This is a genomic window from Bacillus sp. AK031 (assembly GCF_053903065.1).
In genome coordinates, this window is sequence record NZ_CP096424.1 from 2,458,673 (window position 1) to 2,478,251 (window position 19,579).

Below are 19,579 nucleotides of genomic sequence, written 5' to 3' on the forward strand. Positions count from 1 at the left end.
CTCTATTTAGTTTGTTATTTAAGGATAATCCATGTAAAAAGACTGTTATAAAGTCGGTCGCTGTTCCCGCCAAATCTTGATAACAGATCCGCTATCTCCCTGATCCAATACAAAGGATCCGTTTGAATAACGGTCGTTATTACGGAAGTTTACCGCCTGTATAGTTTCTATATTGCCTTTATCCGTTAACAGTGAAACTGAATCTATTTCTTCAACGATTTCCATGCCTGCCAATCGGTGAGGATTGGATTTCAATTCACGCAGCATTACTACACCGCGTTTGGCTCTCGTCGTCTTCTCAAACTCAGCAAGCTTCATCTTCTTAACTGCCCCCCGTTGAGTGGCAATTAATACTGTTTCGGCTGAAGGATTCGTGACTGTCTTCCCTGCAATGACATAATCGCCATCTTTTAGGTTGATGCCTTTCACGCCGGCTGCTCTTGGTCCGACAACATTCACTTCTTCTTCGTTGAACCACAATCCATATCCAAAGTGGGTGGCAAGGAAGAGATCCTGAGTGCCATCGGTTAAATGCACATCTATCAATTCGTCATCTTTTTTCAGGTTTAACGCAACAAGCGGCCTGGAGTAGCGTTGTGCTTTGTATTGACTTAACAATGACTTTTTCGTCATACCGTTCTTTGTGAAGAATAATAAATATTTATCTTCTTCAAATTCTTTTATCGGCATTGCCCCAATCAAGTTTTCATCTTTATCGATTGAGATGATATTCGCAACATGCTGCCCCAGGTCTTTCCACCTGATATCCGGCAGTTCATGGACAGGACAATACAGGTAACTTCCTTTATCGGTGAATAAAAGAAGAACATCCGTTGTATTCATCTCTTCTTGAATCAGAAGACGGTCCGTTTCTTTCATGGCAAGGTCCTGTCCGTTCGATGCTGCAAAGGAACGGAGGCTTGTACGTTTAATATATCCATCTTTCGTCACAGTCACCATAACATCTTCATTGGCAATCATGACTTCAAGATTCACTTTAATCTCTTCAATTTCAGCCTCAATGACAGAGCGCCTGTCATCAGCAAACTGCTTCTTGATTGCTCTCATTTCTTTTTTGATGACACTTAACAGCTTGCTTTCACTTTCAAGAATAGCCGTAAGCTCGCTGATACGGTTTGCAAGTTCTTCCGCTTCCTGCTTTAACGCTGTTATATCCGTATTTGTTAAACGATAAAGCTGTAAGGATACAATCGCTTCTGCCTGGGCTTCAGAGAAGTCAAATTGGGCAATCAAATTGTTCTTTGCATCACGTTTATCCTTGGAAGCACGGATAGATGCAATCACTTCATCAAGGATGGATAACGCCTTCATCAATCCTTCAACGATATGCTGCCTTTCCTGTGCTTTCCTCAAATCATGCTTGGACCTGTTTGTCACTACTTCTTTTTGATGGTTGATATAAGCATCCAGCAGCTGGCGGAGCCCCATCAGCTGTGGACGGCGGTTATGGATTGCGACCATATTGAAGTTGTATGCGACTTGAAGGTCTGTGTTTTTGTAGAGGAACATCAGGACACCATCTGCATCCGCATCTTTCTTCAATTCAATCACGATTCGAAGGCCGGTACGATCTGTCTCATCTCTTACTTCTGAGATTCCTTCCACTTTGCGGTCAAGCCTGTATTCGTCCATCTTCTTGACGAGGTTCGCCTTATTTACTTCATAAGGAATCTCGGTAATAACAATTTGCTGTTTGCCACCGCGAACAGACTCAACATCCGCTTTACCCCGGACGACGATTTTCCCTTTCCCTGTCTCATATGCCTTCCTGATTCCATCGACACCCTGGATAATTCCTCCTGTTGGAAAATCCGGTCCTTTAATGACAGTCATTAGATCATCTACAGTCGATTCCGGCTTGTCCATGCGCATAATGACTGCATCAATTACTTCACCTAAATGATGAGGAGGGATATCTGTTGCATACCCTGAAGATATTCCTGTCGATCCATTGACAAGAAGACTCGGGAAACGTGCAGGCAGCACTGTTGGTTCCTTCGAAGTATCATCGAAGTTCGGAACAAAATCGACGGTGTCCTTCTCAATATCCCGGAGAAGCTCAGTAGAAATCGCCGACAATCTTGCTTCGGTATAACGCATGGCTGCGGGCGGGTCTCCATCGACACTTCCGTTATTTCCATGCATTTCAACTAGAAGCTTCCGCAGCTTCCATTCCTGGCTCATCCTCACCATGGCATCATAAACAGATGTATCACCATGCGGATGGTAATTACCGATTACATTACCGACAGTTTTGGCAGACTTCCTGAAGCCTTTTTCATGCGTGTTTCCTTCAAAATGCATCGCATACAGGATACGGCGTTGAACCGGCTTTAAGCCGTCACGCGCATCCGGCAGGGCCCGCTCCTGGATAATATATTTACTGTATCGACCAAAACGATCGCCTATTACTTCTTCAAGCGGCAAGTCCTGGTAGCGCTCTTGTGTTGTCATTGATTGCCCTCCTCTGCGACCGATACATTTTCATTTTCGAGAATGCTTCCATCTTCTTCCAGTCCAAAGGCGACATTGCTTTCAATCCACTTTCTGCGCGGTTCGACTTTATCACCCATCAAGGTCGTGACGCGGCGTTCCGCTCTTGCTGCATCATCGATCTTTACACGGATAAGCGTTCGGGTTTCCGGATCCATAGTGGTTTCCCATAGCTGGTCCGCATTCATTTCTCCAAGACCTTTATAACGCTGGATCATATAGCCTTTTCCGATTTTCTTGATTGCTCCATCAAGCTCGTCATCCGTCCACGCATATTCAATAACTTCTTTCTTGCCTGTGCCTTTACTTACTTTGTAAAGCGGCGGAAGTGCGATATACACTCTGCCTGCTTCCAATAAAGGTTTCATATAACGGTAGAAGAACGTCAGCAGCAGCACCTGGATATGGGCTCCGTCTGTATCGGCATCGGTCATGATGACGATTTTATCATAATTGATATCCTCTATATTGAATTCGGGGCCAACACCCGCGCCGATTGCATGGATAATGGTATTGATCTCCTCATTTTTGAAAATATCCGCCAATTTTGCTTTTTCTGTATTGATGACTTTTCCGCGCAAAGGCAGGATTGCCTGGAATTTCCGGTCTCTGCCCTGCTTGGCTGAGCCGCCGGCTGAATCCCCCTCGACAAGATAGAGTTCATTCTTTTGCGGGTTTCGTGATTGAGCCGGCGTCAGCTTTCCTGAAAGAATCGTTTCAGAACGCTTTTTCTTTTTGCCGTTCCTTGCATCTTCACGTGCTTTCCGGGCTGCTTCTCTGGCCTGGGCCGCTTTGATAGATTTTTTGATCAACAGTGAACTCGTATCTGGATTTTCTTCAAGGAAATAGAGAAGATGTTCGGAAACGACTGCATCAACTGCCGACCTTGCTTCACTAGTTCCGAGCTTCCCTTTGGTCTGTCCTTCAAATTGAAGAAGTTCCTCGGGAATCCGAACAGACACAATTCCTGCGAGCCCTTCACGTATGTCCGTTCCCTCAAGATTCTTATCCTTATCACGCAGGATACCTGCCTTTCGGGCATACTCGTTGAATACACGGGTCATCGCCGTCCTCGCACCCGCTTCATGTGTACCGCCATCCTTTGTCCGGACATTGTTGACAAATGAAAGGATGTTTTCTGAAAAGCCGTCATTGAATTGAAAAGAAAATTCCACTTCAATATTATTATGGTCTCCTTCAAAGAACACAACAGGGTGAATGGAATCTTTCTCTTCATTTAAGTACTTTACAAATGCCTGAATACCGCTTTCATAATGGAAAACATCTTCTTGATCATGACGTTCGTCAATGATGGTGATTTTAAGTCCTTTGAGAAGAAAGGCTGATTCACGGAGACGTTCACATAATGTGTCATAATTATAGGAAGTCACACTGAATATGGAGGGATCGGGTTTGAAACTGATCTTTGTTCCGGTTTTTTTCGTTTTTCCTACTTTTTCAAGAGTTGTTTGCGGCTTTCCGCCATTCGCGAACAACTGTTCGTAAACAAAACCATCCCGCATGATGGTCACTTTGAGCCACTCTGACAGGGCATTTACGACAGATGCCCCTACTCCGTGAAGACCGCCGCTTGTTTTGTAGCCGCCTTGTCCGAATTTTCCTCCGGCATGAAGAACAGTCAATATGACTTCAGGAGTCGGCTTCCCGAGCTTATGCATTCCGGTAGGCATCCCACGTCCGCTGTCTTCCACACTTAAGCTGTTATCTTTATGTATCGTAACCTTGATTTCATCTCCATAGCCTGCTAACGCTTCATCTACAGAGTTATCAACGATTTCATAAACTAAATGGTGTAATCCTCTAGTATCTGTGGATCCGATATACATACCTGGTCTTTTTCTTACAGCCTCAAGACCTTCGAGTACCTGTATCGCATCATCATTATAATCCATGGTCTGATTTCTGTTGGCCACGAACATTCCCCTTTCAAAACTTATCTCTGTCTGCTTTTGATGATTTCTTATATAAAAAAGAACAATTGTTCGCACTTCTATTTTACCACAGTAACGCGAAACATCTATGCTTTATTGTATCGTTTTATTTTAATTTCGCAAATTTATTTTTAATGACGGACATAAAAAAACGGCGTTACAGACAGGTTTTTGTGCCATTTTCCATAAAAACAGACGATGAAAATATATTCATCGCCTGTTCGAAAAACTATCTTGTTAAAGCATGTTCAACCTTGATACAGCGGTCCATAATGACAGTATATCCTTTGCTTTTCAGAAAGTCATAGGCTTCTTCGTTGTGAACACCCAGTTGGGCCCAGAAAACATCAGCATCAATTTCGTCAAATTCCCTTGCAATCTCAGGCAGAAACTCGGAGCGGCGGAATACATTTACAATATCAACGTGTCTGCCAATATCTTTTAGAGTTGCCACTGCCTTTACTCCTAATGCGGAATCGATGGTCGGATTGACTGGTATGATTTCATATCCGTTATCCTGCATGGCTTTGGACACCATATAGGATGTCCTTTCAGGGTTGTCGCTCAATCCGATAACGGCAATCACTTTAGCCTTATCCAATATCGGCTTCATTTCATTTCTTGTCAAAACATCCATCCTGTTCATCTCCTTACTATCATTATTTCGATAAATCTCAAAAATATCCTGCAAAAAAAGCTGATCTATAGGTTTTTTACCCATTTAGATCAGCTTAAATCCTTTATAATTATTCTTCGATAAGACCTTTTGAGATTAAGAAGTCCCTGGCAACGTCTGCCGGTTCCTCTTTATCCATATCAACGCGGGCATTCAATTCGCTCATTTCTTCTTCGGTGATCGAACCAGCCAATTTGTTAATGACTTCCTCCAGTTCCGGATGTTCATCCAGCACTTCCTGCCTTACGATAGGAGCTGCATAGAATGGAGGGAAGAATCCTTTATCATCCTTTGTTGTCGCCAGATCATAACGCTGGATTCTGCCGTCCGTCGTAAACGCAGGAATCAAATCAACGTCTCCATTTTTGACAGCCTCATACATGATATTAGGGTCGTAACTTTCTGTTTCTTCAAAGTTGAAATCATATGCCTTTACCAGATCATCATAACCATCCCCGGGACGCTCATAAAACTGATGTGGTGCACCAAAAACCATGTTCTTAGAATATGGGATAAGGTCAGAATATGTTTCTGCGTCGATGTCTTCATCCTTACGATAGGCAAGTGTATACGTGTTTTCAAATCCAAGAGGTTCAAGCCACGTGACACCATACTTTTCTTCATAGCCTTCTTTTACCTGCTGATAAATTTCATCTGCACTTGCGCCTTCAGCCGCTTCCTCTTTCAACACGGCCTTCAAGCCTGTACCCGTATATTCTACATACATATCGATATCGCCTTTTTCAATGGCCGGTGTCAAGATTGATACTTCTCCCAGACCTTCTTCTCTTTCGACATTCAGGTCGGTATTCTCCTCAATGACCTGAGCAAGCATTTCTGTTAAAATATATTGCTCAGTCCACATTTTTCCTGATACTGTAACAGTATCACTTTCGCCGCCATTGCCACAAGCAGACAGGATAAGCAGCAATGCAGCAGCCAGTAACGCCAATTTTTTCTTCATAAATACAATCCCCTTTATTATTTTCTGGCCTTTAACCCTTTCGGTGTTGTGGCCTTTTCCAAAATCTTTAATAAATAATCAAAAAACAATGCAAGCAAGGCGGCTGGAAGCGCGCCGGCAAGTACCAAATAGTTATTCCAGGAAGATAATCCCCTGTAAATAATCTCACCAAGCCCGCCAGCGCCGACAAATGTCGCGAGTGTTGCAACCCCGACGGTCAGCACAGTAGCCGTTCTAATACCAGCCATGATAAACGGAAGGGAAAGCGGAAGCTCCACCTTATAAAGGAGCTGGCGGTTCGTCATCCCCATTCCTCGGCCGGCCTCTATAATCGCCTGGTCGACTCCTGTAATGCCGGTATAAGTATTCCTAAGAATAGGCAGGAGAGCATATACCGTCAGCGCAATAATCGCTGTAGCGCTCCCTGTTCCAAGAAGCGGAACAAGAAACCCAAATAAGGCCAGACTTGGGATAGTCTGAAATACAGCTGTCACACCTATAAAAAATTCAGCTGAGCTTTTCTTGCGTGAAATGTATATCCCTAAAGGCAGGGAAATCAAAATGGCAAAAAAGATCGCAACAAATGAAAGAATCAAATGTTCAATAAGACCCTGCATAATGTCATCGGACCTGCTCGTCACCGTCGTAAAAAAAGTGGAAACAATGTTACCCAGCATGCGGAGACCCCTCCTTTTCTGCGATCGAACGAAGGATGTCTTCTTTTGTTACATATCCGATGATTGCTCCATTTTCTTCGACTGCAAGCAATTCAGTATTAAATTCTAAAAACTGCTTGGCTGCAAAAGAAATGGAAGACCCTGAAGGAAGAAGATGACTGTTCGCTTCCAGTTCCGACCTGGACTCAGAAGACATGACATCATTCACGGTAATGGTAACTGCACCGCTTTGGATACGATGTTCACCAATAAAGGCCCTCACGAATTCATTTGCCGGATGGGCTAAAAGTTCTTCCGGCGACCCGAGCTGTTCGATGAGACCATCTTTCATGACTGCGATGTTATCCGCTATCTTCAGCGCTTCGTCCATGTCATGCGTGACAAACACGATTGTTTTATGTATTTTCTTCTGAAGGCTCTTCAGCTCATCCTGGAGCTGTTCGCGGCTTATCGGATCCAGTGCACTGAACGGTTCATCCATCAGGATGATCGGCGGTTCTACTGCAAGGGCCCTTATTACCCCGACGCGCTGCTGCTGGCCGCCGCTAAGCTCCAATGGAAATCTCTTCTTATAAATTTCCGGTTCAAGTCCGACGAGCTCCATCAATTCGTCGACACGAGGTTCGTATTCTTCTTTTTTCCAGCCTTTCAGCTTGGGGATGAGTGCAATGTTTTCTTCGATTGTCATGTGCGGAAGCAGCCCGATCCGCTGTATGACATAACCAATGTTACGCCTCAACTCCACTTCATTTTTTGAAGCGATTTCTTCCCCGTTTATGTATATCTTGCCTTCTGTCGGAACAATAAGCTTATTGATCATTTTCATGGTGGTCGTTTTACCGCATCCGCTCGGACCGATCAAGGCGGTCAATTCACCTTCAGGGATCACGAGGTCTATCCCTTTTATAGCCTCTGTCCCGTCGTCAAATCTTTTCCTCACATTCTTAAATTCAATCATCACAACACCTGCTTAAAAAATAAAATCATATTAATATTTCCCTGCTCAACACAAGTTAAACATATATTAATTTAATTATAAACAGATAACGCTTGAGGAATACGCTCCTTTTTTGAGAGCGGCTGGCCGGGACAGGCAAGGGGATACCACAAGAATATTTCTAAGTAAAAGGCAGAAAGAGGATAGTGGCTGATAGAATCATAATACTCTTGGATAGACATCCAACTCAGATCATACTGGCCATAACAAAACAGCCGGACATGAAATCCCGGCTGTTGCTTCAAAAATTTTCCTATGCTTATAAATCTTTATTTTTCCGCATCAGAAATTGTTCTACAATAATGGCCGTAATCGTGCCGATAATCAGGCCGTTATTCAATATCGAGGCAGCCACTGCAGGCACACCTTCATAAGCTGACGGTGGAACAAACATCAGCCCGACACCGGCAATCAGTGCGATTCCTGCGACAAAATTCGAGCGTTCCTGGCTGTGTTCTTTTTTGTATTCACCAAGAGCAAGGCCCACCATATTGATAAAAATGACATATGTAACTGCATATCCGACAGGTGCTGGCAATGTGGCTAATATGTTCATGACATCAGGGAATAGACTGATGACCACTACGAGTGCCGCTCCAAAGATGAATGGGATTATTGAGAGTATCCCTGTTGCAGAAACAAACCCGGCAGCACCTGAAATCGGCACAGATCCAACAGCTGAGAATATTCCTCCGAGAAGCTGATTGATTCCGGAAACCGTCCCTGCCTGGTTATAGCGTTTATGCAGCTTGATTTCATTTCGGCTCATTACCTCTTCCATCACCCTGACCGATGCGATCATATTGGTAATAAGTAAGAGTGTGATGAAAAAGGAAGTGATAATGACACCCAGGTCAAAAGCCGGCATTCCGAATACGAAGATATCTGGAAATGACAGGATTTCGCCTGTTGATGCCGGAGTGCTGCCAGTTTTGCCGATTGCAATAAACAGCAGCCAGCCAATGGCGAGAGAGAAGATAATCGAATAGCGTTTAATCCATTCCACTTTATGATTTGAAAGGTACAGTGTCAGGAAGAATGTCACCAAGCTTCCCGTTAATATAAGAAAATCAATGCCTGGCTGCTCTCCAGTAATCCCGAACATGCCTTTAATAAATGAACCGCTAAGCTGGAATATGAGCAGCAGCAGATAAATAAATGTGATAGTCGGAGTAAACAATCGTGTCAACTTTGAAAGCCAGCCTGTTAACGCAAAGAAAAAGAAAAAGGCACCACTTGCGATCATTCCACCCTGAAGAAGCTGCAAAACTTCATTACTTGATCCGTATATTGTTCCGACAAACCCTGCATAAATGGCGAATACGCCCCACCATAATCCTGCAGGCCCCTCGTTAATAGGCATTCTGTGTCCAATTAGAGCCTGCAAAATGCCTGCTGCCCCCAGAACAAACATCGTCCTTTGTATGAAACCTGCTGTCTCCTCAGCCGGAAGCTGAAATAAGTCAGCTATTGCAATAGGTGCGGCAATGGAGCCGGCTACCATAAAGGCCATCCACTGAAGCCCTGTAAAAAAAGTTTTCATTCTTACACCTCATTCTAACAATCTATCCTACATTCTAGCATATGAGGCAGATATTCCTTTCTTTTTTTCTCAAAAAAATCCAAACAGCCCGTATGCTCTTTTAGTTATCAAAAGATATTATATGTATAGCAGAAAAACCATAAGAATAGACTAATATTAGCAAGTTATAATAGCTGGTCATAATTTTTTAGCTTCACTTCTCCCATATTGTTCTTTTTCATGGTAAAATAGTGTGGATTCATACTAACGAGCTGCTTTTTCTTTGCAGCATACGGGTTAAAGGGGTTGTATCAATGATCATTGCACTTATTATTGTAATCGCATATTTGTTGGGATCGATTCCATCAGGGTTAATTATCGGCAGAGCCTTTTTCGGAAAAGATATCAGGGAACACGGAAGCGGAAATCTTGGCGGGACAAACAGTTTCAGGACACTCGGGGTAAAAGCAGGGATGGTCGTGACCATCATGGATATCCTTAAGGGAACGGCAGCAGTGATGCTTCCTGTTCTTTTTGAGTCAGAACTGCACATGCTGATTGCAGGGGTGGCAGCTGTCATAGGCCATATGTATCCTGTTTTTGCAAACTTCCGGGGCGGCAAGGCCGTCGCAACATCAGGCGGTGTACTGCTAGGCTATGTTCCGCTTCTGTTTGTATTATTGCTATTAGTCTTTCTGCTTTGCTTATTCCTTACTAAATATGTATCGTTATCTTCCATTCTAACAGCCGTATTTGCATTTATATATGCGTTATTCACCGGAGATCTTCCGCTTATCATCGTTGTCGGTGCCCTTTCTTTCTTTGTGGTATACAGGCACAGGGCAAATATAGCCAGGATAAAGAGCAAGACTGAGCCCAAGATCAAATGGCTCTCATTTAAAAAGTAAAAAAGAATGCCGTATACCTTCCAGGTATATGGCATTCTTTGTGAATTGACCTCATTTTATCCTATTAATAGGGAATTTTCAGGGTAGGGTGTTTATTTATAAGACAAGCACTACTATAATGAATATTAAAGGACTTTTATCCTGTTATAAAATTTTTAGAGAAAAGTTGGTTGGTATGATGAACAAGAAAGTTTTTTGGGGTTCTGCTTTAGCCATTATTCTGATTATCATTGCTTCAGCATTAGTCATGACCCAGTATCAAGCTGCGGATGGTCCCGATCAATCGGGTACATACAGCCTTCACACAGCCTCTGAAACAGTATTGAAAGAAAAGTCTTATACATCAGAAGCAGTCATTGGGGCAATCGGGGATGTTCTCCTGCATAATACAGTGTACCGCGATGCGGAAGAAGGAGACTCTTATAACTTCCTGCCGATGTTTCAGGATGTAGAAACCTTTTTGCAGAAGCCTGATTTTATGATAGCCAATCAGGAGTCACTACCGGGTGGAGCCCACCTCGGAGTTTCAAGCTACCCCGCCTTTAATAGCCCTTATGAGATTGTCGATGCCCTTCAGGAGCTTGGGGTAGATGCACTGACAACTGCGAACAATCACTCTTTGGATAAGGGGACAACAGGGGTGTTGAGTGCCATTTCTCATTATGAGGAGATCGGCATACCATACACGGGAGCTTTTAAAAGCCAGGAAGACCGCGAGAATATCCGGACCTTTAACGTCAACGGCATTTCATTTGCTCTTTTGGCCTACACTTACGGGACAAACGGAATCCCCGTTCCCCAAGGGAAGGATTACCTTGTTAATCTCATCGATATCAATGTAATGAAAGAGGATATCAAACAGGCAAGAGACCTGGGCGTGGACATGGTTGTATTGGCAGCCCATTGGGGAAATGAATATGAAAGATTTCCTAATGAAACCCAGAAAACCCTTGCACGGCAGCTGACAGATGCGGGGGCAGACTTAATCATCGGCCATCATCCCCATGTGCTGCAGCCGATTGAAAAAATGACGACAGCAGATGGACGTGAGGCAGTTGTCATTTATTCTTTGGGTAATTTCCTTTCAGGCCAGGAGGGTGACTTGAAGAATATCGGTGGAATCGCCAACGTCACCGTCCAAAAGATTATTGATGAAAACGGAAAAAGAATAACGTTTCCAGAAATCGGTTTCCAGCCGACGTATGTGACTCAGTCAAATTACCGTAATTATCGCATACTTCCACTGGCACAAGCATATCAAAACGGGCTGGTCCCTTTTCCTGAAGATGAAATGGTGTCCCATGTGATGAATATCCAATAACAGAAAATCCTGTCCCTATACGGGTCAGGATTTTTTGCTCTTCGGAACATTCGCCTGTCGGGGCTAAACGGGGCGCTTCCGCTTTTTAGTGTGGTGCCGGGAACAAAACATGATGGAATAAGACCGCGGTTACTGCAAGCAGGGCCAACACGAATATTACTGAAGTGAAAGCCTTCTTACGGCCTTTATGGCCCATCCACACAAGCAGAAAATAAATGACAGCGGCTGCTGCAATAAAACCTGACGCTTCAATTATATCCTCCATTTTGTGAAGTTGGATAAATGTCATAAGGACCATACCGCTGAAGATACCGGCACCAATGCTGTTAAAGAGTTTCAGGCTGCTCATTTTATTCAGCTCCTTTTTCCTATGTATTAGTATTTAAAATAACACAAAGAGTATTCCCGCATCCATCCATTTCTCTTATGTGAGCGGATAATTGGCTGAAGGAAAGAAAATCATCATATAATAAATGAAGACAGTGAAACGAAAGGAGTACAGTTATGGACATATCTTTTTCAGATGATGCACTGCAATGGTTCAAAGATGAAATGAATATCGAAGAAGGCGATTATATCCGCTTCTATGTGAGGTATGGTGGTTCGAGTCCCCTTCATGAATCATTCTCGCTCGGCGTCAATAAGGAGGATCCTATTGATATTGGAGCCAAAAAAGAAATAAACGGCACCACCTTTTTTGTAGAAGAAAATGATCTCTGGTTCTTTTCCGGCCATGATTTATACGTTAACTTTAATGAAAAACTTGTAGAGCCTTTATATGAATATAAAAATTAAAAAAGTGACGGCGGTAAGAATCCCGCCGTCACTTTTTCCGTTATATTAATTTGTTCACCACAAGAGCTGTAAGTCTGCTCGGTGAATATGGTTTTACAAGGAACCCATCTGCTCCAAGTTCCATTACTTTTTCTTTTTCATCCAACGCGGTTGAGACGAAGACCGGAATATCACATAGTCCAGGATTATTCTTCAATGACTGAAGTACATCCAGGCCGTCGAGTTTGGACATGCTCAGCATAATGTCCAGAATAATCGCATCTGGAGGATTTTCTGTAATAAAGCTTAATGCCTCTTCACCATTATCGAACGTTTTAATGACAAATCCGCTTTCTGTCAATTCATTGGACAGCAGTGACGCCAATTGCTGATCATCTTCCACTACAACGATCCTTTTCCCTTGTTTTGAGGAGAGGTAGGTATCTGCAGCTGATTCAGCTACTTCACTTACTTTTGGAAGAGTGATGGTGAACGTACTTCCTTTGCCAAGTGTTGAAGACAGGCCTATATCTCCCTCATGCGCTTTCACGATTTCTTTCGCAATAGCGAGCCCTAAGCCAGTACCGCCGATCTTACGGCGGTCTGTATTATCGACCCGGTAAAACTTCGTAAACAGATTAGGGATTGCTTCTTCAGGAATCCCTAGGCCTTCATCCCTTACAGATACATGCAGGCCATCGTCGGAGGAGGAAAGCTTAACCGTAATATTCCCGCCGTCCGGTGAATACTTGACTGCATTCTGTATGAGATTTTGGAATACTTGGAACAACTTGTCCCGATCCCCAAGTACGATGTCCCCTTCTGTTTCACTGACAAACTGGATGTCATGGATGGATGTATTAATCCGAATATCTTCAATTACACTTTTTAATAAAGGAGTTAGGGACTCATATTTCTTGTCATATGTCTGTTTGCCCGCTTCCATCCGCTGGACATCGAGAAAGTCGTTTATCAGCGTTGTCAGACGTTGTGCTTCCTGGTAAATCGTGTTCAAGTACTTCTTCTGTCTTTCTTCTTTCAGTTCACGATTGATTAATAGTTCTGTATATCCCAGCACACTGGCAAGAGGCGTTCTCAATTCATGGGAAACCGTGCTGACAAGCTCGTTTTTCATCTGATCTGCTTCATATTCTTTTGTAATATCTCTATGCACCAGGACCCACCCAGACAAAGTTTCACTTCGATACAAAGGCTCTGCATATACCTGAACCATTCTCGGCTGCCCCTGCATTATTCTATATTGTGTCTGTTTTGATGTACTGGCTGAATTTGTATAAAGATTCTCCACAAACTCATTAAGCTTTTCAGGCAGTTCAACCTTCTGTTCTATGCCTGTTAACCACTCAGCAAATGGCGTGTCGATATATTTCTTCGGATCTGCACAATCATAAATAGAACAGAATTTTTGATTGATATGCAGAATCCGACCATTCGTATCCAACAGTTGAATTCCTTCATGAATGGTGTTGAGAATATCATTATTCATCAAGCGGTCCGCCTCAGAAGATTCAAACAGTTTAATTTTTTCCAAGGAAAGCGAAACCTGTTTTGATAAAGAGGAATATTCTTGAATTTCTTCAGAAGAATACCCATGTGAAAAGCGGGTATAAACCATAACCGCCTCCACTTTTCCGTTATAGGAAAGGACAGGAATATATAAATCCCAGCAGGATTGGTCTTCCTGGTGAATTCCCTTTTCTTGAGATGGCACATCCCTCTTAACAACAAATGACATCCGTTCTTCCAGTAACCGGTTAATTTGCCCGTCATTTGCCAAACTGCTGACGAATTGGCTTGCTGCCTCCTCTGAAACTCCCCATTTCGCATAGTTTCTTCCGGAATCCAGAAGGACGACGATCCCTCTATCAGCATGGATCACCCCTGAAAATCCTTTAACAATCGAATGAAGCACTTCATTCCTATCAAGGGAGTTAGATAGGCTTTTAATCAGTTTATTACGGTGCCGCAATTGATTTTCACGATTTTCCATTTGCCCCAGGAGATTTTCCAATTCAAGCTGCTGGGCCTGCAATTCATCCTGCTGCTCAGAAAGTTCGTCATTGCTGTCTTTCAAATGCTGTTCATTCTCTTTAATGGCCGTAATCATCGATAAGAAGCTGTTCTTCAGAATGGATATCTCATCTTTCCTTTTGTCAGGAGTAAACACTATATCCGTTTCATCCCCTCTGCTCACCTTATCAGCTGCAAAAGCAAGTTCCCTGAGCGGCTTGCCTATGCGGTTCAAGCTGATACGGGTAATCGATAACAGTATGAGCAGCATGAAAAGGACGAACGCGAACATTAACCATTGCATCTGTTTATATACAGTGGCAAGGGCATCAGCATTTTCCTCGACCTGAGAATCCAGATCAAGACGGTACTCATTTATTCTATCCTGAAAGTTTGTTACCTTTTTAGTTGCCGAATTATTGGCCAGGTCGATCACTGCTTCCGTATTTCCTTCTTCTAAGTCTTCAAGAATACCAGGGATTGTCTCTTCAAAATAATATCTGTAGAAAATATTCATATCATATAAAAATAGCTGCTCTTTTGCAGTAAGGGGCATTTCACTGAATTCTACTAAATGCCTTTGTATTATCTCTTTTTGCCCCAAAGCTCTATCTTTCAGTTCCTCATTGCCAAAAGCAATATACCCTCGAATATCCAATATTGCCTTGGTAAACCTCTCATCCACTTGAATGATGATCTCTTCCTTTTCTTCTGCAATATTATTAGACTGTTCGTAATCCCTCTGTATATGAAACTGACTATATAGGATAATGCTTGCCCCTATCAAAAATAAAATGATAAACACGATCATTAATGAGGCGAAACGTCTGGCTAGGCTTGTCTGAAAATAATTATTCATCCTCTGCCAAAATTTCCTTTACTTTATCAGCCAGTATCAACGGGCTGAACGGCTTTGTTAAAAAGTAATCAGCACCAGCCTGCAAAATCGTTGTTTCATCAGATTTTTGGCTTTTAGCTGTCAGCATCATTATTTTTGTGCTGGCATTCATTTCACTATTTCGGATACTTCCGATTACTTCCAAACCAGTTTTGACCGGCATCATGTAATCCAGCAGGATTAAATCGTATTTTACAGATGAAGCAAATGACTCTGCTTCCCCGCCGTCACACGCTTCATCTATGTCATAGCCTTCATCTTCCAGCGTGTCCATTATCAGCATCCGAAGGACATCTTCGTCTTCTGCTAAAAGAATTTTCTTCATGTGTCCAACTCTCCCTATCAATGATCTGCAAATTTATTCAGGTAAAATAAAATCTTGTTTTCCAGGCTGTTGATCGAAAAAGGTTTAATCACATAGTCTGCAACTCCCAATTCGATCGCCTGGATCATTTCCGTCTTTCTAGTTTCAGCAGACAGCATTAACACCGTGAAATTTTTGAAATCAGCCTGCTGCAACGTCTCTATGCCGTTCATTCCGGCCATGAATATATTAAGAAAGACCATCCCTTTTTGGTGTCGGTCCATCCAGCCGCTCTCCAAGAGCTCTTCTCCGCTGTCGAACCTGGTGATCTCAACAGGTATATGGTTAGAAGCAGCTGCCTGCTTGATTGTATTGGTCAGGAGCACCTGCATAATTGGATCATCTTCCAACAGTGCTACTGCCACTGTTTTATAAGAGGAGCTCATACTGCGGTTGAAAATTGTCACTTGTTTTCTCCCGTTCTCCTTTGATGTATATAATGCAAGGTCAGCCAAATCAAGCCAATAGGAAAGGGAAGTGGAGACGGTAGCATCAACTTCTGCAATACCTGAAGAGAATGTACAAGCAAATTCTTTGCCTTGTTCCCCTTTAAAGGATAAGGACGAGAATTCTTTTAAAATTTTATCCAGGCGATTTTTGCATTCTTCAGCTGAAAGGTTGGGAGCAAGAAGAACGAACTCTTCACCTCCATATCTAATCAAGCTTTCTTCAGGTCTTAACCTCTTTCTTACAAACTGGGAAAACCCTTTCAGAACAGCATCTCCAGTTAAGTGGCCATGTTGATCATTCACGCTTTTAAAGTGATCAAGGTCCAGAAAAGCAATGGATAAATTCTGGTCTTCCTCCCACTGTCGGGAGCATAGCTGAGTAAAGGATTTCAAAAGATATTTACGATTATATAGACCAGTAAGTTCGTCAACTAATATTAAATGATCGACAAATCCTTTTCTTTCAATCTGCCTGTTCATCCGGACATATAACTCTTCCAAAATGAAAGGCTTGGAAATAAAATCATCTGCACCTTTTTTATAGCTCGCCATGCGGATGGTATCTGATGAAATGTCTGAGATAACCATCACCGGAACGTATTGAGTTTTAACAGTCTTGGTCATTTGGGATAGCCTGTCAAGATCGTTCTCTCTCTCATGAAGAATATCCAATAGGATGCAGTCGGGTTTAATGTCATATAGAGCCGAAATCGCTTTATCACAATCTGTAAAAGCAAACACATGAAAACCTTTTCTCTCTAAATAATCTTTGATGTAAATGAGAAAGTCCGTGTCCCTTTCCACAAGGAAAACGATTTTGCTTCTGTCAGTGCTGTCTGCGTTTATCGGATAATCCATTTCGTTTTCATATTGAAATTGGTAACACTCTTTCAGCAGTGGGGCAATCTTTTCCTGAAGGGTTCTTCTGCTCCAATTTTCATCCGGCCTGTTGTCGACAAGCTTTAAAGCAGCAGCAGCGATATTGCCTATTTCGTCAAGCTCAATGGTCGGGGCTGTCCCGCTGACAGAATGGAAAAACCTCCTTACCTCACTGGCTGGTATTTCTTCATTTGAACTCAGCCACTCTGAAAGTGTCTTTCTGATATTTTCAATTAACTTTAACTGGTAAACTTGCATTTTCTTCATATAAGACTCCAATAAAATTTAGTAGATGTATAGAAAGTACTAGTCCATCTTTGGGCCAGTTACTTCCTTAAAAAAAGCGTTTAAGATGACTGATGAGGTTTTCTGCTTCTAGAATCCTTTTTTGGTTTTCACCTAAAAGATCAAAGTGTGGATAATCGTCTCTCCGATCATCAATCCATTCTCTTTTTAAACCGTACTTTTCTCCCCACTCAGCAAGGTCGTCCACATTTTTGGCACCTGCCTTGGTAACCGTCTTGCATCCAGGAAAGCGCTCATCCAGCCAATAATGTGTTAAAAAAGCAATTTTCCCTTCATCGATATCCTTCTTCCATGCAGCTAATTCTTTTTTATCAATGCCAAATGCCATAGTTCATATCCTTTTGTTATTTTTTTGCCTTTTCATAAGCCTCGTGCCAGTCAGGATAAAGTCTCTTAACTGATATCGGCCTGAAGGATTCCTTTTTGACACATACATGTTTGGAAATCGCCGTAACGGAAAGGTCCCCTTTTTCATTGAGTATTTCATATCCATATGTGACCCGGAGTCCATCGTATGATTCTATCCATGTCTTCACAAAAGCTTTTTCACCATAACGGACAGGGCTCTTATAACTTATCTCTATATCAATGACTGGTGAAATAATTCCATCTTTTTCCATGTCAGCATACTTGAATCCTAAATCCTCGATTAATTTTGTCCTTCCAAGTTCCATCCATATTAAATAATTGGCATGATACACTACCCCCATTTGATCTGTTTCAGCATAACGGACTTCTATAGTTCTCTCTGATATATACAATTTATTCACCTTAATTCTTTTTTTGTTTTATCACTATAAGTTTATCATATCAAAGTGCTTTGTCCTATATGAAGAAGCTGCCGGAAATTCCAGCAGCTTTTTGCTTACCTATATTGGTTATCTTGACCGTTTCTTTGATGCGCAGCTTCGTCTTTGAGTTCACTTCTGAACGCATCGATACTTTCCCGACGCCTTTCATTTTTCGCCTCTATAGCTTGTTTTTGGTCATCACTGTCTGTATAAGCCATAGATTCTTCAGCTCTTTCCATATTTTGAATGGTGTGAAAAACCATACTCTGCAGTTTTTCAACATTATCACTGCGGTCATCTGGATTAGGTCGGTTTTTGTATTCTGCCATTGCGGGTTCCTCCTTTAAATAAGGGCTTTATATTTATTATTCACCTTTTGTCTGGATCACTTGAGCATGCTGACCTGATTTATCCTGCATCTGACGTCCTTTATTGCCACCTGCTTCGCGAGGCTGGGTGCCAATATGGTTTGGCATAAAATGTTTTCTGCTTCCCTTTGGGTTGCTCATAGAAAATCCCTCCCTTAATCATTAGAATTTCCAAAGGGAGGGAAGATATGAGTATTGTTTGACTAGATAATCCTGCCTGTGCTGGCAATTTAATATGTTTTTTACTCTGCTTTATTCATACGCTTGATTTCGAGACGGGACTCAATTCGCTCTTCTATAGCATCAATCGCTTCCGCATCCATCATTAATGCTTTCTTATTTTCGTTCACCAGGTCTGCAAATGACTTTTTTCTCGGTTTACGCATATTTTCAGCCTCTCTTCTCTTTATTTTACTAATAGTATGGACAAGAGGCCTATTGTTTATAATTAAATTTTCTAAAATTTTTAAAAAGAGAGGTTTTTCACATAACGCACGTCTCAAGTGAATTAATTACCTGTAGCTGTCACTGAACAAAAACATGGAAACCTTCTTCATCAAGAGCTCCGATATGTTTATTGATAACCTTCCCTTCTTCATCAATTAGAAAAGTCGTGGGAATTGAGATGATTTGGTAAGCTTCATTTACCTCATCCTTTTCATCCAAGAGTACTGGAAATGTCACCCCTGCATTTTCTGCGAATTCAGCCGCATGTTCTTCTGGATCGATGTTGATTGAAATCACTTCGATACCGTCAACATTTGCTTCCATGAATGCTTGCAGTGCAGGCAGTTCCTTCGTACAAGGCGAACACCATGCGGCCCAGAAATTGATTAATACTTTTTTACCTTTAAATTCAGATAAAGCAATGGTTTCCCCTGACAGATTTTTCAATTTAAATTCTGGTGCAGCTTCACCGATTTTGGGTCCAGGCAGTCTGTCAGGGACATCTTCAGTTCTTTGTACAGACGGTTGGATCGTGGAACTCGCCTGCTGTTCCTCTGCCTCATCAAAATCGTACAGGACCATTTGCGAACTGTTATCTGTATAAACAACAAGGCCGAAAAAGAAAATAAGCATAACTCCAATCAGTTTTTTCACTGACACAGCCCTCCAAATATGTATTACCTCATTTTATGAGGGCTTGTCTCGATTTATTATTTAATTTGGCTTTTTTGCTGCAGCACA

Annotated in this window: 20 protein-coding genes; 3 read left to right on the plus strand and 17 right to left on the minus strand. The window is 42.3% G+C overall.

Going from position 1 to position 19,579, the window contains the following annotated elements; genetic code table 11:
- Positions 1 to 45: 45 nt before the first annotated feature.
- The 7 genes from parC to M1E09_RS12665 all read right to left on the minus strand — a co-directional run bounded on the left by parC (position 46) and on the right by M1E09_RS12665 (position 9,323).
- Positions 46 to 2,475 (minus strand): DNA topoisomerase IV subunit A, encoded by a 2,430-nt coding sequence (gene parC / locus M1E09_RS12635; protein WP_456271225.1) that lies wholly within the window; start codon positions 2,473 to 2,475, stop codon positions 46 to 48.
- Positions 2,472 to 4,427, minus strand: a complete 1,956-nt coding sequence (gene parE / locus M1E09_RS12640) for a DNA topoisomerase IV subunit B (protein ID WP_456274978.1) — start codon at positions 4,425 to 4,427, stop codon at positions 2,472 to 2,474. The genes parC and parE overlap by 4 nt, the downstream gene beginning before the upstream one ends.
- A gap of 268 nt (positions 4,428 to 4,695) precedes the next feature.
- Positions 4,696 to 5,103, minus strand: a complete 408-nt coding sequence (locus tag M1E09_RS12645) for a CoA-binding protein (protein WP_456271226.1) — start codon at positions 5,101 to 5,103, stop codon at positions 4,696 to 4,698.
- A gap of 109 nt (positions 5,104 to 5,212) precedes the next feature.
- Entirely contained in the window at positions 5,213 to 6,106 is an 894-nt protein-coding gene (locus M1E09_RS12650; RefSeq protein ID WP_456271227.1) for a glycine betaine ABC transporter substrate-binding protein, read from the minus strand.
- 17 nt (positions 6,107 to 6,123) lie between these two features.
- The gene (locus M1E09_RS12655) at positions 6,124 to 6,783 is read right to left on the minus strand and encodes an ABC transporter permease (RefSeq protein ID WP_456271228.1); all 660 of its coding nucleotides are present in this window, start codon (positions 6,781 to 6,783) and stop codon (positions 6,124 to 6,126) included.
- Positions 6,773 to 7,741: an ABC transporter ATP-binding protein gene (locus M1E09_RS12660; protein WP_456271229.1), complete on the minus strand. Its 969-nt coding sequence runs from the start codon at positions 7,739 to 7,741 to the stop codon at positions 6,773 to 6,775. Before M1E09_RS12660 ends, M1E09_RS12655 begins: the two co-directional genes overlap by 11 nt.
- Before the next feature lie 298 nt (positions 7,742 to 8,039).
- Entirely contained in the window at positions 8,040 to 9,323 is a 1,284-nt protein-coding gene (locus M1E09_RS12665; protein ID WP_456271230.1) for a purine/pyrimidine permease, read from the minus strand.
- Between the two features lie 293 nt (positions 9,324 to 9,616).
- Here M1E09_RS12665 and plsY point away from each other — a divergent pair, with 293 nt between their 5' ends.
- Together plsY and M1E09_RS12675 are read left to right on the plus strand one after the other, a co-directional pair.
- Positions 9,617 to 10,210, plus strand: coding sequence for a glycerol-3-phosphate 1-O-acyltransferase PlsY (gene plsY / locus M1E09_RS12670; protein WP_456271231.1), 594 nt, complete (start codon positions 9,617 to 9,619; stop codon positions 10,208 to 10,210).
- Positions 10,211 to 10,385: 175 nt separating this feature from the next.
- The gene (locus M1E09_RS12675; protein ID WP_456271232.1) at positions 10,386 to 11,531 is read left to right on the plus strand and encodes a CapA family protein; all 1,146 of its coding nucleotides are present in this window, start codon (positions 10,386 to 10,388) and stop codon (positions 11,529 to 11,531) included.
- Positions 11,532 to 11,616: 85 nt separating this feature from the next.
- Here the strand turns inward: M1E09_RS12675 and M1E09_RS12680 are convergent, their stop codons facing one another.
- Entirely contained in the window at positions 11,617 to 11,880 is a 264-nt protein-coding gene (locus M1E09_RS12680; protein ID WP_456271233.1) for a hypothetical protein, read from the minus strand.
- A gap of 155 nt (positions 11,881 to 12,035) precedes the next feature.
- Here M1E09_RS12680 and M1E09_RS12685 point away from each other — a divergent pair, with 155 nt between their 5' ends.
- Entirely contained in the window at positions 12,036 to 12,326 is a 291-nt protein-coding gene (locus M1E09_RS12685) for a HesB/YadR/YfhF family protein (protein WP_456271234.1), read from the plus strand.
- A 40-nt stretch (positions 12,327 to 12,366) separates the two neighbouring features.
- Here M1E09_RS12685 and M1E09_RS12690 read toward each other — a convergent pair whose 3' ends face one another.
- The 9 genes from M1E09_RS12690 to M1E09_RS12730 all read right to left on the minus strand — a co-directional run bounded on the left by M1E09_RS12690 (position 12,367) and on the right by M1E09_RS12730 (position 19,492).
- Positions 12,367 to 15,195, minus strand: coding sequence for an ATP-binding protein (locus M1E09_RS12690; protein WP_456271235.1), 2,829 nt, complete (start codon positions 15,193 to 15,195; stop codon positions 12,367 to 12,369).
- Positions 15,188 to 15,559 carry a response regulator transcription factor gene (locus M1E09_RS12695; RefSeq protein ID WP_456271236.1) on the minus strand — a complete coding sequence of 124 codons (372 nt, stop codon included), beginning with the start codon at positions 15,557 to 15,559 and terminating at the stop codon, positions 15,188 to 15,190. Before M1E09_RS12695 ends, M1E09_RS12690 begins: the two co-directional genes overlap by 8 nt.
- Positions 15,560 to 15,576: 17 nt before the next feature.
- Positions 15,577 to 17,193, minus strand: coding sequence for a diguanylate cyclase domain-containing protein (locus tag M1E09_RS12700; protein ID WP_456271237.1), 1,617 nt, complete (start codon positions 17,191 to 17,193; stop codon positions 15,577 to 15,579).
- A 67-nt stretch (positions 17,194 to 17,260) separates the two neighbouring features.
- Positions 17,261 to 17,560 carry a hypothetical protein gene (locus M1E09_RS12705; RefSeq protein ID WP_456271238.1) on the minus strand — a complete coding sequence of 100 codons (300 nt, stop codon included), beginning with the start codon at positions 17,558 to 17,560 and terminating at the stop codon, positions 17,261 to 17,263.
- 16 nt (positions 17,561 to 17,576) lie between these two features.
- Positions 17,577 to 17,942 carry an acyl-CoA thioesterase gene (locus M1E09_RS12710; protein WP_456274979.1) on the minus strand — a complete coding sequence of 122 codons (366 nt, stop codon included), beginning with the start codon at positions 17,940 to 17,942 and terminating at the stop codon, positions 17,577 to 17,579.
- Between the two features lie 155 nt (positions 17,943 to 18,097).
- Positions 18,098 to 18,352, minus strand: a complete 255-nt coding sequence (tlp, locus tag M1E09_RS12715; protein WP_456271239.1) for a small acid-soluble spore protein Tlp — start codon at positions 18,350 to 18,352, stop codon at positions 18,098 to 18,100.
- 36 nt (positions 18,353 to 18,388) lie between these two features.
- Positions 18,389 to 18,532, minus strand: coding sequence for an acid-soluble spore protein N (locus tag M1E09_RS12720; RefSeq protein ID WP_456271240.1), 144 nt, complete (start codon positions 18,530 to 18,532; stop codon positions 18,389 to 18,391).
- A 101-nt stretch (positions 18,533 to 18,633) separates the two neighbouring features.
- Complete coding sequence (locus M1E09_RS12725; RefSeq protein WP_456271241.1) at positions 18,634 to 18,777, minus strand: FbpB family small basic protein; 144 nt, start codon at positions 18,775 to 18,777, stop codon at positions 18,634 to 18,636.
- A gap of 139 nt (positions 18,778 to 18,916) precedes the next feature.
- On the minus strand, positions 18,917 to 19,492 hold the full coding sequence (locus M1E09_RS12730; protein WP_456271242.1) for a peroxiredoxin family protein: 576 nt from the start codon (positions 19,490 to 19,492) through the stop codon (positions 18,917 to 18,919).
- Between the last annotated feature and the right edge of the window lie 87 nt (positions 19,493 to 19,579).

Coding starts and splice junctions, on each gene's coding strand:
- parC (WP_456271225.1), bottom strand. CDS start 2,475: ATGACAACACAAGAGCGCTACCAGGACTTGCCGCTTGAAGAAGTAATA.
- parE (WP_456274978.1), bottom strand. CDS start 4,427: ATGGATTATAATGATGATGCGATACAGGTACTCGAAGGTCTTGAGGCT.
- M1E09_RS12645 (WP_456271226.1), bottom strand. CDS start 5,103: ATGGATGTTTTGACAAGAAATGAAATGAAGCCGATATTGGATAAGGCT.
- M1E09_RS12650 (WP_456271227.1), bottom strand. CDS start 6,106: ATGAAGAAAAAATTGGCGTTACTGGCTGCTGCATTGCTGCTTATCCTG.
- M1E09_RS12655 (WP_456271228.1), bottom strand. CDS start 6,783: ATGCTGGGTAACATTGTTTCCACTTTTTTTACGACGGTGACGAGCAGG.
- M1E09_RS12660 (WP_456271229.1), bottom strand. CDS start 7,741: ATGATTGAATTTAAGAATGTGAGGAAAAGATTTGACGACGGGACAGAG.
- M1E09_RS12665 (WP_456271230.1), bottom strand. CDS start 9,323: ATGAAAACTTTTTTTACAGGGCTTCAGTGGATGGCCTTTATGGTAGCC.
- plsY (WP_456271231.1), top strand. CDS start 9,617: ATGATCATTGCACTTATTATTGTAATCGCATATTTGTTGGGATCGATT.
- M1E09_RS12675 (WP_456271232.1), top strand. CDS start 10,386: ATGATGAACAAGAAAGTTTTTTGGGGTTCTGCTTTAGCCATTATTCTG.
- M1E09_RS12680 (WP_456271233.1), bottom strand. CDS start 11,880: ATGAGCAGCCTGAAACTCTTTAACAGCATTGGTGCCGGTATCTTCAGC.
- M1E09_RS12685 (WP_456271234.1), top strand. CDS start 12,036: ATGGACATATCTTTTTCAGATGATGCACTGCAATGGTTCAAAGATGAA.
- M1E09_RS12690 (WP_456271235.1), bottom strand. CDS start 15,195: ATGAATAATTATTTTCAGACAAGCCTAGCCAGACGTTTCGCCTCATTA.
- M1E09_RS12695 (WP_456271236.1), bottom strand. CDS start 15,559: ATGAAGAAAATTCTTTTAGCAGAAGACGAAGATGTCCTTCGGATGCTG.
- M1E09_RS12700 (WP_456271237.1), bottom strand. CDS start 17,193: ATGAAGAAAATGCAAGTTTACCAGTTAAAGTTAATTGAAAATATCAGA.
- M1E09_RS12705 (WP_456271238.1), bottom strand. CDS start 17,560: ATGGCATTTGGCATTGATAAAAAAGAATTAGCTGCATGGAAGAAGGAT.
- M1E09_RS12710 (WP_456274979.1), bottom strand. CDS start 17,942: ATGGGGGTAGTGTATCATGCCAATTATTTAATATGGATGGAACTTGGA.
- tlp (WP_456271239.1), bottom strand. CDS start 18,352: ATGGCAGAATACAAAAACCGACCTAATCCAGATGACCGCAGTGATAAT.
- M1E09_RS12720 (WP_456271240.1), bottom strand. CDS start 18,532: ATGAGCAACCCAAAGGGAAGCAGAAAACATTTTATGCCAAACCATATT.
- M1E09_RS12725 (WP_456271241.1), bottom strand. CDS start 18,777: ATGCGTAAACCGAGAAAAAAGTCATTTGCAGACCTGGTGAACGAAAAT.